The sequence below is a fragment of the Cellulophaga sp. 20_2_10 genome, from assembly GCF_023476645.1.
Classification (GTDB): domain Bacteria; phylum Bacteroidota; class Bacteroidia; order Flavobacteriales; family Flavobacteriaceae; genus Cellulophaga.
Genome location: NZ_JAMCOJ010000002.1, coordinates 478,863 through 494,526, shown reverse-complemented (window position 1 = coordinate 494,526; position 15,664 = coordinate 478,863). Strand labels below are relative to the sequence as shown.

At 33.3% G+C, this 15,664-nt stretch carries 10 protein-coding genes; 1 reads left to right on the top strand and 9 read right to left on the bottom strand.

Annotation, left to right across the window (positions count from 1 at the left end; translation table 11 throughout):
* Nucleotides 1-127: 127 nt before the first annotated feature.
* From M4I21_RS06025 to M4I21_RS06005, 5 genes are all read right to left on the bottom strand, one after another.
* A complete protein-coding gene (locus M4I21_RS06025; RefSeq protein WP_249558219.1) occupies nucleotides 128-2,473 on the bottom strand; it encodes a glycoside hydrolase family 2 TIM barrel-domain containing protein in 2,346 nt (781 codons plus the stop codon).
* 12 nt (nucleotides 2,474-2,485) lie between these two features.
* Nucleotides 2,486-4,024, bottom strand: a complete 1,539-nt coding sequence (locus M4I21_RS06020; RefSeq protein WP_249558218.1) for a sulfatase family protein — start codon at nucleotides 4,022-4,024, stop codon at nucleotides 2,486-2,488.
* Nucleotides 4,025-4,028: 4 nt separating this feature from the next.
* Complete coding sequence (locus M4I21_RS06015; RefSeq protein WP_249558217.1) at nucleotides 4,029-5,450, bottom strand: arylsulfatase; 1,422 nt, start codon at nucleotides 5,448-5,450, stop codon at nucleotides 4,029-4,031.
* Nucleotides 5,451-5,462: 12 nt separating this feature from the next.
* Nucleotides 5,463-6,875 (bottom strand): sulfatase, encoded by a 1,413-nt coding sequence (locus tag M4I21_RS06010; RefSeq protein ID WP_249558216.1) that lies wholly within the window; start codon nucleotides 6,873-6,875, stop codon nucleotides 5,463-5,465.
* 210 nt (nucleotides 6,876-7,085) lie between these two features.
* Nucleotides 7,086-8,444 carry a glycosyl hydrolase family 28-related protein gene (locus tag M4I21_RS06005; protein WP_249558215.1) on the bottom strand — a complete coding sequence of 453 codons (1,359 nt, stop codon included), beginning with the start codon at nucleotides 8,442-8,444 and terminating at the stop codon, nucleotides 7,086-7,088.
* A gap of 247 nt (nucleotides 8,445-8,691) precedes the next feature.
* Here M4I21_RS06005 and M4I21_RS06000 point away from each other — a divergent pair, with 247 nt between their 5' ends.
* Entirely contained in the window at nucleotides 8,692-11,421 is a 2,730-nt protein-coding gene (locus M4I21_RS06000; protein WP_249558214.1) for a carboxypeptidase regulatory-like domain-containing protein, read from the top strand.
* A gap of 43 nt (nucleotides 11,422-11,464) precedes the next feature.
* Here the strand turns inward: M4I21_RS06000 and M4I21_RS05995 are convergent, their stop codons facing one another.
* Genes M4I21_RS05995 through M4I21_RS05980 form a run of 4 tightly spaced genes read right to left on the bottom strand, consistent with a single transcriptional unit; the run spans nucleotide 11,465 to nucleotide 15,626 of the window.
* Nucleotides 11,465-12,403: a sugar phosphate isomerase/epimerase family protein gene (locus tag M4I21_RS05995; protein ID WP_249558213.1), complete on the bottom strand. Its 939-nt coding sequence runs from the start codon at nucleotides 12,401-12,403 to the stop codon at nucleotides 11,465-11,467.
* Between the two features lie 11 nt (nucleotides 12,404-12,414).
* The gene (locus M4I21_RS05990; RefSeq protein ID WP_249558212.1) at nucleotides 12,415-13,332 is read right to left on the bottom strand and encodes a hydroxypyruvate isomerase family protein; all 918 of its coding nucleotides are present in this window, start codon (nucleotides 13,330-13,332) and stop codon (nucleotides 12,415-12,417) included.
* 21 nt (nucleotides 13,333-13,353) lie between these two features.
* Nucleotides 13,354-13,914 carry a gluconate 2-dehydrogenase subunit 3 family protein gene (locus M4I21_RS05985; protein ID WP_249558211.1) on the bottom strand — a complete coding sequence of 187 codons (561 nt, stop codon included), beginning with the start codon at nucleotides 13,912-13,914 and terminating at the stop codon, nucleotides 13,354-13,356.
* Entirely contained in the window at nucleotides 13,914-15,626 is a 1,713-nt protein-coding gene (locus M4I21_RS05980) for a GMC oxidoreductase (RefSeq protein WP_249558210.1), read from the bottom strand. Before M4I21_RS05980 ends, M4I21_RS05985 begins: the two co-directional genes overlap by 1 nt.
* Between the last annotated feature and the right edge of the window lie 38 nt (nucleotides 15,627-15,664).

The window sequence follows — 15,664 nt, the reverse complement described above, 5'->3', positions numbered from 1 at the left end:
ATCATCTTTGCTAAGGCATTAAAAAAAGCCCTTTTAGGTTGAATCTAAAACTAAAAAAACAGCTTCTAAAAAGGAATTAATCCCCTTAGAAACTGTCTTTTATCAACAGAATGTTTTTCCCTACAGACTATTTTATCATAAAATCATAAGTACCTTTTAAGGTGTTAGATAGTGCACTTACTGGTACGGATCCCGATTCTGCTCCAACCTTTACAACTGCCGTAGCAATACCAGCTTCAGCTGTTATTGCTTCTACATTTAAAACTTCTAATCCATTACCTACTGTAATATCTATTGCGCCATTAAAATCTGGTATTACCGTACCATTGGCGTCTACCGCAGCTATGTATACAAATAAAACATCGTTTACATTTGCCTCAGCAGGTCTAGTACTCTCATCTACCCAAATTTTTAATTTAGTAGCCTTTTCTGGTGTTTTTACAGTATCTTCTGCAACTTGTTCTCCGTTAACAAATCCTTTAGCCATTAGAGTTCCGGCAGAGAAAGACCCTAATTTAAATGTAAACGGTGGGTGTGTAAGTTTTGTAGATATACGATCTTGATCTGGTTTTTGCGTTGCTATTAATTCATCATTTAAAAACAACTTAACTTCATCTACATTAGAAAATACTTTTACATCTGTAGGCGAATTATTATTCCAGTACGTTGCTATCTTTAATACCTTTTTTTGATGAAAACTTTGCTGACTTTGGTAAAAATAATACCCAAATTTTGGCAACCTAAAAATATCCATAATACCTGAAGCTTCAATATCATTATGGTACCCACGGTTGTAGTCATACATCACCCAATAACTATCTGAATACGCTGGTGTTGTTAAATTATCATTATGAGATTCTTGTAAATTGTAAGCTTGTTGTAACAATCTAACTTCGCCATCTGCTCTTAACTGCCTACTACTCTTTTCTAGTCTAATATCTTTTGGTAATTTATGCTGATTTAAACCTGCGTTGTTAGAGTAGTATTCCCAATCTCCATATTCAGATACAGAGTATGGCTTATCTTTTAGTGCATGTGGATGCATAATTCTGTGCTGGCGCGCTTGTAAATAAATATCATACACATCATCCATCCAACCACAAGAATATACATTGTCTCCAGGATATTCTGCATGTACTATTTTATTTAATTCCTCCATAAAGAAAATAGGCATCTTGGTCTCATTTAAAGATACTTCCCAAGCCAAAACAGATGGTCTGTTCCTATCTCTTCGTATTAATTCTGATGCAGAACGGTAACAATATTCTCTAAAAGCATCTGTATCATTATAATATTGCCAACCCATAATGGCGTCTATAACAACCAAACCAAGCTCATCACAAGCATCTAAAAAAGCTGGAGATTGCGGGTAGTGTGATAATCTTATGTAATTAAAACCAGCATCTTTTATTTTTTTAGCATCACGGTATTGTGCGTTGTTAGACAAGGCATACCCTATAAAAGGATACTCTTGGTGCCTATTTACACCACGTAAAAATGTTTTTTCACCGTTTACATATAGTTGGTTTTCTATAAACTCAAAAACACGAATACCAAATTTCGTTTTTTGTACATCTACTGTTTTACCTTTTACTTGTATTTTAGTTTCTAACTCATACAAATTAGGGTTGTCTGGTGACCATAAGTCAGGACTATCTATAGCTAACTGTACAATATGATCTGTACTTTTAGTGGCTGCAACAGTTATTTTATCTGATGTATTTTCTTTTACTACTTTACCATTTTTAAGTATACTTTGTACTACGGTAATACTTTGCTCCTCATTACTATCATTAGCAACATTTGTTTTAATGTTTACCAAAGAAGAAGATGTATTAACCTTTGGGTAGGTAATAAAAATACCACCACCCGCAACTTTATTGGCCAATACAGCATTAGAAATATACACATTTTCTTTAACTGATAACTTTGCATTTCTATACAAACCACCATACATATTAAAGTCTAACCGTTTTAATGGCTTTGGCCCTGTAATTTCATTATCTGTATTATCTAGTCTAATAGCAATAGAATTTTCTCCTGCTTTTATATAGTCCGATAAGTCTAAAGCTATTGGTAAATATCCACCGTGGTGTTCAGAAACTAATTTTCCGTTCACCCAAATTTTTGAAAAATTCATTGCCGCTTCTAGCTCAAAAAACACCTTTTTATTAGCATCATCATTAGAAATAGCAATTGTTCTTCTATACCAACATATGCCTTGCCATTGGTTATTAACAATCAGTGGCTCTATATTTGCCGTATGTGGCAATTGTACACTTTGCCAATCTTTATCATTAAATTCTGCTGTAGCCAAGTCTTTGGCTGCTACTTTAGATTCGTCTATTATTTTAAACTTCCAATCTTTATTTATAGCTATTGTAGTAGGCACATCTTTTGTGCAAGACTGCACTGCAACAGCTACTAATAAAACAAAAAGAGTAAAAGCAGTTTTGGTTTTCAGGTAATTCATTTTTGGTAATTCTTATTTTTTATTTGCCTTTTTTAAAGCTGCTCTGTATTCCTTATTCATTTTTTTATGCCCTATTTCTGCTCCAGCAAGCATTTTTTTATATTCTTCTGGTTTTTCTTTTTTAACCCAAGCAATTAGTTCTGGTCCATTTGTTAGTATAGGATCATAAATAGCACTAACAGGTTTCATCTGCTCATCAAAAACGGCTGTTTTATTACGCAATTTTTCTAACACATCTGCATATTTTGGATCTTCGGCTAAATTTACCAATTCATTAGGATCTTCTGTTAAATGGTATAGTTCTTCTTTTGGTTTTGTAGGCGCAAAAAACGGAGCCTGATTCTCGTTTAACTTTCCTTCTTTATAAAGCGTACGCATTACGTGCACAGCTGGCCTATAAAACTCTAAATATGCTTGGTGGGCATCATAAGGAACCTCTGGCATATCATTACGTATGTAAGACCATTCCGTTGTTGTAACAGACCTAGATTTTTCTACAATTTCATCCCATAAATCTCTAGCTGCATAATTGTATTCTCTATTAAAATTATCACTAAAAATAGGTGAACCTGTCATATAACTTGGTACTGGTATACCTGCAAAATCTATAATACTTGCCGTTATATCTGTTGCACTAATAACATCTTTTCTTACCTTATTCCCTTTAAATTTAGCAGGGTAATGTACTAACAAAGGAATACGTAAACCCGGATCTTGTAAATAGCCTTTACCACGAATATTACAACGACCGTTATCGCCTATAAAAATTACAATAGTATTATCTGCTAATCCTTTATCTTCTAATTCTTTAAACAGCATACCAACCTCACTATCCATATATTCTATTTGGTCTAAATATTTAGCCCAATCTAAGCGTACTGCAGGATGGTCTGCCATATAAGGAGGCAATGTAAGCGTTTCAGGATTTACTGGGTGTTTAGATTCTTCTCTAATTCTATCCCACCATTCTCCTCTGTGTGTCACTTGCAATTGTATTTGAGCAAAAAATGGTTGATCAGATTTTTCAATGGTATCGTATTTATCAAACAATCCAAATTGAGTTTTTCCGTCCCAAGCACCAATAGCTTCATGCTTAAAATTTACATCTATTTTTCTTCCTTTATTTAAAACAGCATGGTTCCCCAAAATGGTAGTATAACCAGCATCTCTTAATAATTTAGTAAAAGGTGTAAATTGTGGATCTAAGGGAACCTCTCTATTACTACGGTGATTATGAGTATTTGTTTTTAGTTGATGTGTACCAATCATCATAGAAGATCTACTAGGAGAACAGATAGGATTTGTAACAAAAGCATTGGTAAAAAGCACTCCCTCTTTTGCCATTTTATCCAAAAACGGAGTTTTAACGTCTGGCATACCATAACAGGCTAAGTCAGTACTCATATCTTCCGCCATTATCCAAATAATATTTGGTTTTTTAGCTTCTGTAGGTGTTTCTACAACAGCCACTTTTTTATCGGTTTTACCACCGCAAGCCATTAGCAGCAAAGCCAATGCTACACACCATAAAATTTCTTTAACTTTTATCATAGTTTTACTTTTTAAATACGCCACCAGAAAATGGATAATGCGCTATTGGTACACTTTGTTCTTTTAATATTTTATTTGCCTTTTCTACAATTTCTGGATACTGCGCAGATACGTCATTTTTCTCAAACAAATCTGTATCTAAATTATACAATTCTGTGTGATAATTATCTTTGTAACGTACTGCTTTCCAACTACCAAACCTTGTCGCCTGCCTGTACCCTTTTACTGATCTGCCTTCTTGAATTTCCCAATATAAAAAATTATGTTTTGCTTGTTTTTTGCCCAAAAGTTCTGGCAAAAAAGAAATTCCGTCTGTTTTATTTGGCACTTTTGCCGTTGCTACTTCTGCCAAAGTTGGCATAACATCGTAAAAAGTACTAGGATGGTTACTTGTAGTTCCTCCTTTTATTTTTTCTTTCCAATAAGCTATCATTGGTACTCTTACGCCACCCTCATACACATCTCTTTTGTAGCCATTTAAATTACCAGAACTATTAAAAAAGGTATAATCATGATGATTTTCATTGGTTGGTCCGTTATCACTAGAAAACACAATTAACGTATTATCTAACTCGCCACTTTCTTTTAGTTTAGTAAACAAGCGTTTTATTTGTGCATCTAACATTGTTATACGCGCTGCATGTCTGCGCTCTATCTCTGGCCATTCCTCTATTTTATCAGTATACAAATCATTTTTACTTAAAAAGAACTCGTGTGCGTGTGGTGTTCTATAAGACATGTATAAGAAAAAAGGTTTACTAGCGTCCTTTTTATCTAAATACTCTAATGCAAAGTTGGTTCTAAACTCATCTAGACAGCTGTAGTTATTGTAGTTGTAAAAAATAGAATCCTGATTGTTGTTTACCCAGTGTACACGTTCATCTATCTCATTACCGTTAGCATCTTCTCCCCATTGTTCTTGTACAGCATACGTAAAACCTCTGCCTTTTGCCCAAGTAGATACATCTTCGGGCACTCCTAAATGCCATTTTCCAATCATAGCTGTTTGGTAGCCAGATTGCTGTAGCATTTCTCCTATTGTTTTTTCAGACTTTTTTAAAGGTACTCTATCATATTTATTAGGATATTCTCCTTTATTACCACGAATACTAACGTGGCCTGTGTGTAGACCCGTCATTAACACAGCTCTAGATGGTGAACATACAGATGTACCTGCATAAAAATCTGTAAAGCGCATACCTACAGATGCTAAACTATCTAAAAACGGAGTTTTAATTACTTTTTGACCGTAAGAACCTAGCTCACCATAGCCCATATCATCAGCCAATAAAAATATAATATTTGGCTTTTTAGTTTGAGGGGTTTCTTTAGGTTCTTTATCAGTTAAAGCAAGGTCTTTTTTATCTTTAGAACCGCAAGAAATACAAATTGCAAGTATAAAGATTGATAAAATAAGGTTTTTCATAAATCTAATATTCTATTTTGAATAAACAGGAACAGCTTCTTTTTCCCAATTTGCAAGATCGTTTTTAAGCTCTTCTTCTATTTGAAGCCCCTTACCCATTAAATCATCTTGCTCGCTTATATCTTTAGCTACATTAAATAAATGGTATGTACCACTATGGTATTTTATAAGTTTAAAATCGCCCGCCATTACAGCGGCATATTGATCTTCATAACTTCTAAAGAAATATAAATTTCGTTTTTCTAGTGTTTCACCTTTTAAAACCGGAAGTAAACTAACACCGTTAATTTGAGTGTCTTCACATTTTTTACCAGATGCAATTTCTATTAAGGTTGGATAAATATCTATAGACTGCACAGGTACATTTGTCTCTGTATTGGCTTTAGTTACTCCAGGATAATTTATTAGTAATGGTACACGAGCACCACCTTCACCTAAAGTATTACCTCCTTTTTTACCGCCACTTAATGGTGCATTTGTATACGCACCACCTTGGTCTGATAGTACAATGATTACCGTGTTATCTGCAATTCCTTTTTCTTCTAATGCTTTGCGTACACGACCAACAGACTCATCCATAGCTTCTACCATAGCAGCGTGGTGTGCGTATTTACCCTCTAGACCTGCATCTTGGTGTTTTTTAAGTAAATCTTTACGACCTATAGACGGACCGTGAACAGAATAATACCAAAACGAAAGCATAAATGGCTTTTCTTTATTATAGTCTTTTATAAAATTAACAGCGCCATCTGTAAGCACGTCTGTTAAATAATCTCCTTCTTTAACTCCCGACTTTAAAAAGCCTCTTGGATCATCTTCTTGTTTAAAAAATGGGTAATAGTAACTTTTTGGATGTCCAGAGTTTGTGGTTCCATATTCGGCATCAAAACCTTGGTCTTTTGGGTAACGTCCTGGATGCCCTAAATGCCATTTACCAATAAACATATTATAATACCCTAATTCTTGTAAACGTTCTGCATATGTTACTTCTTCTAAAGGCAAGTAATTTCTAGAAGGCATTTGCACAGGATCTGAAGGCCATAAATTATATTCGGCATCAGGATTATCTTTGTCCAATGCAATATGTCTTGGCATACCCAACCTAATTGCTTCTTTACCCGTAAGCAAAGACAACCTACTTGGACTACAAGTAGGTGTCGGTATATATGCTCTATTAAAGTCTAAACTTTCTTTTTTAAATTTATCCAAGTTAGGCGTAGTAAAAGTTTGGTTTCTATACCCAATGTCAGACCAACCATAATCGTCTACAAATAATAGCACAATATTTGGTTTTTCATTTTTTACTACCTCTTCTTTTACTGTTACTTCTGCTGTTTGGTTGGGTTTATTTTTACAAGAGGTAAAAACTAATCCAGTGACAGCAGCAAGTAGTAAGGTCTTTTTGTAAATGTTTGCTCTTTTCAAAATATAAAAATGTTTAGCGTAAATATCTTTAATATCATTATAGCAAATGTGCCTAGTAGTTTACAATATGTATTTATTAGTAAATTAAACGCACATTACCAGTTAAAGCAACATACTTTTTACAAAAAAACCAGAACATTTAAGTGCTCTGGTTTAATTAATTAAAACTAAATACTCATTTAAGAGTCATTATTAAAAACATATTCTTAATTAATTACATTCTGCGTCTGTTTTAGCTTGTGCATCCGTTACTATTACATAACCTTCTGTAAAACCAGTACCTTTAACACTATTTTTATTTAAAGTAACAGCATAATTAGGTGTATTTACAACTGCACTTATAGATGGTCCGTTATAAGAATCTCCGCCAGCAACTATTGGGTTTTCATCTATTGAACTCCTTAAATTACAGGGCATATATTTATAATGCTTTGGTTTTAATTGCGCATCTTTAGTTCCAAAAGTAGCCTTTACATTATTAATAGTTACGTTACTAAAAGTACCATCTGTTAATCCTGGAGTTGAGTATTTTTTAGAAACAAAACCACCCTCTAAACGCACAGCAAAGCCACAACTATTAGCTGTTATACCATTTACGTATACTTTACCATTATGCATAGCGTGCGGAGAAACCATAACTGCTGCATTGCCATTAGTACATGAAATATTTTCTCCAAACATATCTTCTACTCCTCCTTTTTGTAAGTCGTTCATAAATGTCCAACCAGTTTCTAGTCTTAATGTTACACCACCAATGCCACTTAGGTCTTTATACAAAACATTTTTTGCCGCTTGTATTTGTACCAAACCGTACCCATAGTCAGAGTTTAATGTAGTTGCATTTTTAATAACACCATTTCTAGGCCAATAGTATTTATTATTAAACTCCGTAATTCCCATCGTTACAGAAGAGAACTTAGTTAAGTTATCTTTTACCCTAAAGTCCGATATTGAAAAATTCTCTACATTGTTAAAATTAAATACAGCAACATTTGGATTGTTAGCCTTGGTTAAATCTACCGTAAATTTAGTTGAAGATGCACTCCTAAAACTAACGTTTTTTACTACTGCAGACTCCTTACCAAAGGTAAACATTGCATAGTTTTTGTTTGTATTAGGCCTAACAGATGGTCTAATTACCGCTTCGCCATTAACTATAACATGCACGTTAGATTTTAGCTTTACATCAGATACAGAATAATTACCTTTTGGTATAAATAGCTTGCCTCCCCCTTTGTCAGAGATATCATTAATTGCGTTTTGCAGTTTTTGACTATCATCTGTAGAAAACAATTTATCAGCACCATAATCTTTAACTAAGTTTTTTGTTACTGCATAACTAGTTGGCGGGGTATAAAAATCTTTTTCTTTAAGCATTAGTACTTTTACGCTAGTGCCCTCATCTAAAAGTGAACTAGAATCGTTTAAAGGCACAGGATCTTGTAAATCATCATTTGAACAAGAAATAAAACCTGCTGCTAATACCCCTAAAAAAATACGTTTAACCCGAAAATTATTTAATTTAGGAGTTTGAAAGTTTACCCAATTGTTTGAATTGTTTTTCATCATAGTAAAAAATTAAAGTTTATATTTATTTGCACTACAAAACTACCTTATCTTTTTAGTAAGATTGTACTTACAAATAAATAAGATGTATTTATCAGTAAATCGAAAAAAAAGGCCCTTGTCCATGTCCTTATCAATAAAAAAACTAAATTTATTTTAAGCTACATATAGGCAGTATTAACCTGTTATATTTGAACTTATAGCACATAACCAATGCTATTTTTTAATTGAAACTACAACCAAACAGTCTATGTCTAAAAGGAAAAAAATTACCACAACTAGTTATATATTTATCCTCTTTTTTTCTTTTACAACAGTTTTTTCCCAATCTAAAAGTGGTATTACAGGAAAAGTTACAGAAGAAAACAAACAACCTATTGAAGCAGCTACGGTTACATTACTAAATCCAAAAGATTCCACTTACGTAGATTATACCATAACCAATAACGCCGGTGAATTTACCTTAGATAAAGCAAAATTAGGAAACTATATTCTACAGATTTCATCTATGGGGTTTGAATCTTTTTTTAAGAATATTGATTATAATACAGATTTACTAGACCTTAATACAATTGTACTTAAAGAAGAATCATTTGCTCTAGACGGAATAACATTAACTGCCGTAGTACCAATACAAATAAAACAAGATACTATAGCTTACAACGCCAACTCTTTTAAAACAAATTCTGATGATAACTTAGAGGAACTACTAACCAAATTACCAGGTTTAGAAATTGACGCTGACGGAAATATTAACGCTCAAGGTAATTCGGTTGCTAAAATAATGGTAGATGGTAAAGAGTTTTTTGGTGGAGACCCATCTATTGTTTTAAAAAATTTATCTGCAGATGCAATTGCTAAAATAGAAATTATAGATAAAAAGAGTGATGAGTCTGAACTTACAGGTGTAGACGATGGTAACAAACAAATGGTCATAAATTTCACCCTAAAAAAAACAAAGAAGAATAATGGTTTTGGTAAAGTATCTGCCGGTATGGGCTTAGACAGTAAATATTTTAGCAACCTTAATTACAATAAATTTACATCTAAAACCCAGTTTTCTGTAATAGGAAAACTTAACAACATAAACGTTACAGGTTCTAATATACAGGGCTTTTTAAAAAATGCCAATGGTATTGCAGATGAATCTGATGATGATGACACAAATCTAAAAACCAAAAGCTTAAGCGGATATTTAAAAACCGGTGTTGCCGGTATAAATATTGGTCACGAGTTTAAAGATAAAGAGTCTTTAAATATAGATTTTTTTTACAATTTATCTGACAATGAAGGCGTCTCTAATACAAAACGAATAAATTTTTCTAACAACTCTAATTTTGACTACAGAACAGAGAATACCTTTAATAACAGCTCTAATAATTACAATCTAAATTTTGATTATAAAAACAAGTCTAACAAAAACAATAGCTTGTTAGTTAAAGGAAAGTTTACCAAGGATAATATTGACTATATAACCAACAGGGATGGTTTTTATTTTAATGATTTAAATGAATTGGCTACCACTAACATAGCAGCATCTAATAACAAAAGAGATAAAAGCATTGGAGACGTTACCATTAACTTTTACCAACGATTGGCAAAAATTGGACGTAGTTTTAATGTTGGGTTAAAAACAACAGTAAACAACTCTAACAGATTAAATAACCAAACAACACAAATTACAAGAAGACAAAATACAGATAACCCTACCACCAGTACTATTGATGCTATTAGGGATGAAGATTTTTCAACCACTACGGTAAACCTCAACTTTAAATATACAGAGCCCTTAGGTAACAACCACTACGCAAAACTAGAAACATATTTAAGAAATAGAACAAATAACGAAGATGTTCATCAATCTAAAACCACAATAACTACAACCTCTAAAGATGAGTTGCTGGTTTATAAATACAAGCATATAGAAAATAGTGCCCAAACAAGATTAGCACACAGCTACAGTCCCGGCAAGTTAAATACATATGCAGCTATAGAGTTACAAGAACTTAGTAGGTCTTTTGGCGTTATTACAGATGCCAATAGACTTTCTAATAAACTTTATATTAATCCTATGGCAAATATTATGTACAAACCTGTTAGAGGTCAAAAATATAGACTTAACTACAGAAAATTTATTCGTAACCCTAATAGTTTTCAAAGCTCCACAGTTATTAATGATATAAACCCATATAATATAAGAAAAGGTAATCCTGACTTAAGTGCAGAAAAAACCAATGCATTTACAATAAATACTGTAGTGCATAACTTTAAATCTGACTTAAGTTTTAATACCAAATTTGATTACCAAATTACAACAGATGCAATTATTAGAAGCGTCACCATAGATGATGACTATATAAGAACTATAAGTTACCAAAATAACGGCAAAAAAGAACGTTTTAATAGCAGCATAAGCTTTGGACAAAAATTAAAGGATATTGGACTTAGATATACTTTTAAAAATAAAAACACCTACACCAGTGCCAATTCTATTGTTAACTTACAAACCAATAAAGTAAAGTCTACAGATATTATGCTTAGCCTACTTTTAGAAAACAGTAACAAGAGTACTTTAGATGTTAAAGCTGGTGCTACATACAGCACAAACAACACCACTTTTTCTATAGAAAACAATTTAGACAGAAAATATACAAAACAGCAATACTTTGTAATGTTTGATAAGGATTTTACCAAAAAACTAAGCTTTAATACACAGTTAGATTATCTTGTTTTTGTTGATGATAAATTTAATAGTAACCAAAAGCTCCCTTTATGGAATGCAACCGTTTCTTACGCTCTAACTAAAAATAGAAGTAATTTATTAAAATTAGTATTGATAGATTTATTGGATAAAAATATTAATATAGATAGAAGAAGTACTATTAATTACTTTGAAGAAACAGAGTCTGAAAGTCTAGGTCGCTATATTATTTTAAGCTTTACACACAAATTAGGAGGTACAAAAAAGAAGGCTAAATAATAACAATTTAGCCTCCTTATCTCAACTTAAACTAACAATAAACTTATAATTGCTTTGCTACTTTTAACAGCAAATCTTTTGTTTTTTGTACTCCCTCATCTTCAGATAGTAAAGTACCCTCATACTCTATACCAACAAAACCAGTGTATCCTGACTCTTTAACAAGTTTCATTATTTTATAAAAATCTATATCTGTCTCTGTACCATCAGCAGCAAAATTTTTGCTTTTAGCACTTACACCTTTCGCAAAAGGCAATAATTCTTCCATACCTTTATAAAGGTCATAAGACTCTAAACAATTTTTATTCTTATCCTTTGTTATACAGAAATTTCCAAAATCTGGTAAGGTTCCGCAATTACTAAGACCTACTTGCTTCATAATATTAGAAAGCCATACCCCATCTGATGAAAATCCACCGTGATTTTCTACTACCACATTTATATTAGAGCTTTTAGCAAAATTAGCTAATGTTGCTAAAGAAGCAGCAGATGCTTTTGCTGCTTCCGTTTTATCTGTTCCACCTCTTAGGTCTACTCGTATGGTTTTACAGCCTAAAAAATGAGCAGCATCTATCCATTTATAATGCCTTTCTATAGCCTTTAATCGGTCTTGTGCGTTTGCTGTAGCTAAGTTACCTTCTCCGCCTATCATAATTAAAACATTTTCTACACCTGCATCTGCAACTCTCGTATTCATTTGCTTTAAATAGGTTTTGTCCTTGGCTTTAGTTTTAAATAAGTTAGAAACATACTCTACACCTGTACAGCCAAAACTTTGTGCTTTGGCAGCAAAATCTAAATGATCCATTTCTCCAGACTTTATAGCTCTATGAAAAGACCATTCTGCCAAAGACAACTTAAAAAATAATTCGGTATCTGTCTTGGTAAAAGGCATTCCTAATACCGTATTAGGTATTAAACTACCCAAGGTAAGTAAAGCTCCCGTTTGTGCAGATTTTTGTAAAAAATTTCTTCTTTTCATTCTATATTATTTTACTTAAAACTATCTACTTGTTTATACGCTTCTAACACTGCTTTTTCTCCTTCTTTTCCTGGTTTAGAATTACCGTGTTCCATACCTAAAATACCATTGTACTTTTTATCATGAATAAATTTAAGCACATTTGTATAATTTATTTCTCCTGTTGTTGGCTCATTACGTCCAGGGTTATCACCTATTTGCAGGTATGCAATCTCATCCCAACAAGCTTCCATATTTGGTATTAAATTACCCTCTTGTATTTGTTGATGGTATATATCAAACAAAATTTTACATGACGGAGAATCTACAGCTTTGCAAATATCATAAGCTTGCGGAGAATCTGTTAAAAAGGCTCCAGGGTGATTAAAAAAGTTTAATGGCTCTAAAACCATTGTTAGGTTATGTGGCTCAAAAATATCCGATGCCCGTTTTAAAGTTTCTACAACGTTAGCCGTTTGGTAGCCTGCTCTTACTTTATCGGCAATATTACCAGGTACCACAGTCATCCACTTTGCATTTACTCTTTTTGCAACCTCTACAGATTCTTTACAGTGTTTTAAAAATGCTTCTTGTATATTTTTATCTCCAGATGCTACATTACCTTCTTTTAAAAATACTGCTACAAAAACGCCCATTTCTAAGCCTCTTTTTTGCATTGTGCTTGCCATTTTCTCTTGTAAGGCAATATCTCTTTTACGCATTTTATTATCTTCAAAAGCGGTAAAGCCTTGGTCTGCCATAAAGTTTAACTCATCTATAGGATCTTTACCTGCATGATTTTTAAACATACCCAAATGCGGAGCATATTTTAAATTAAAAGTAGGTTTCATCACTTTTTGATGCTTATTTGCTGCGTAAGCAATAGAACTTCCTAATGTTAATGCACTGGCAGAAAGGGCTGACTTTTGTATAAAATTTCTTCTTTTCATTTTTATAGTATTTGCATTAATTTAGATAGACCATGCTTTACCGCCTGTTAATTCCTCTACACTATCACAAGCAATAAACTCTCCCGGAATAGGCAAATATGCCAATACTTTTTCCCCAACATATTCATTGCACTTATAGCCCCAAATAGTTAACTCTCTAATCTTTTTAACAAAAGCATTTTCTTTTCCTTTAGCTTCTAAAAACTCGCGTACAACAGGTTCCACATCTTTTTGTGTTAATTCTGCTACTTCCTTTTTATTAGATTTAGCTAGTGCACTCTGTGCTATTGCATCTAAGGTCTTTTTAAAATCGTTCTGCTGTTTTACATCCATAACATCAGCAACAAAACCATCTAAAAATATATGGACGTTTACTTCTGATGCAGACGGAGTATCTGTTTTTGGTAAAATAGAGTCTACCACATGTACTAAAGTTAAACCTTGTGCTGCTTTAAAAAATGTTGGTGTCCAAACTTCTTCTTTCTTGTCTTCACAACTTTGTAATATGCTTACAAAAGTTGGTACTGCTACCACATAGCCCAAAGACATTCCCATTTGCATTAATGCTTTTCTTCTGTCCATTATAAGTTTCCTTTTTTAAGTTCTTGTGCTGCGTGGTTTGCTGCTCTTGCAGTAAAAGCCATATACGTTAAAGACGGATTTACACAACTTGCCGATGCCATAAAAGCACCATCAGTTATATATACATTTGGTACCGCGTGTATTTGGTTGTGTGCATTAAGCACAGATGTTTTTGGATCTTTACCCATACGAGCAGTACCCATTTCATGAATACCGTGTCCCATATTGTACTTGCCATTTCTAGCTTTAATATCCTTAAAACCTGCTTTTTTAAGCATATCTGCTGCTTGGTTTACCATATCTTCTCTCATTTTATGCTCATTATCTCTAATTTCCGCATCAAAATTTACCGTTGGCAAGCCCCATTCATCTAATTTATCGTAATCTAAAAACATACGGTTGTCTTGGTATGGCAATATTTCTCCAAAACCACCAACACCCATTGTCCATCCTCCTGGTTTTAAAATGGCCTCTTTTAATGGCTCTCCCATAGTTAATTCTGCCACAGCATCTTTCCAGTTTTTACGACTAGCACTCCCTTGATAGCCATAACCTCTTATATAATCTTTACTGTTAGATGTACCTCCTAAATTTTTAAACCTAGGAATGTAGATACCACCAGGACGTCTTCCTTTATAATATTTATCATCAAAACCGTCTATAGTACCATTTGCTCCTGTTCCTAAATGATGATCCATTACGTTTCTTCCAACTTGATCAGAATCATTTCCTAATCCGTTAGGAAAACGGTCAGATTTAGATTGTAATAATATAGATGCAGATGCCATTGATGAAGCACACAAGAAAACTACTTTTGACTTAAAAATAAACTCCTCCTTTGTAAGGCTATCTATCACTTTTACACCACTTGCTTTTTTTGTATTTGGATCATAAATAACCTCAGACACAATAGAATCTACTCTTAACGTCATATTTCCAGTACGTTCTGCTGCAGGTAAAGTAGATGAGTTACTACTAAAATAACCTCCAAAAGGGCAACCCCGTGTACAACGATTTCTAAACTGACATTTGGTACGCCCTTCAAACTTTTTATCTCCTGTAATGTGTGCTATTCTACCAGCAGTTACCACTCTACCATCCATATTTTTACCTACACCATCTCTAAAATGTTGTTCTACACAATTGTGTTCCATCATTGGTAAAAACTGTCCGTCTGGTAATTGCTCTAATCCCAAGTTTTCTCCAGATACACCAATATAAGTTTCCACTTTATCATACCAAGGAGCAATGTCTTTATAACGTACGGGCCAGTCCACACCATGACCATCTTTAGCATTTGCTTCAAAATCAATCTCACTCCACCTGTAACTATGTCTTCCCCACATTATAGACCTACCACCAACATGGTAACCACGTACCCAGTCAAACGGTTTTGTTTCTGTATATGGGTGCTTTAAATCGTTTACAAACCAATTATTAACATCCGCATTGTTTATACGTCCTGTTCTAGTTTGCTTTAACTGTTGTGCTTTTTGTTCTCTAGTTAATTTTCCCCCGTTAGGAAAATCCCAATCATCTAAATGTGCTGTAGTATAATCTTTAATATGCTCTACCATTTTACCACGCTCTAGCACTAATGTTTTAAGTCCGTTTTCACAAAGTTCTTTTGCTGCCCAACCACCACTAATTCCTGTACCTACAACAATAGCATCATAAAAATCTTGCTCTTCGTTAAAATAAAATTTACTCATTATTTATTGGTTTTTTTTGGTCTATTTTGATGTCTTAA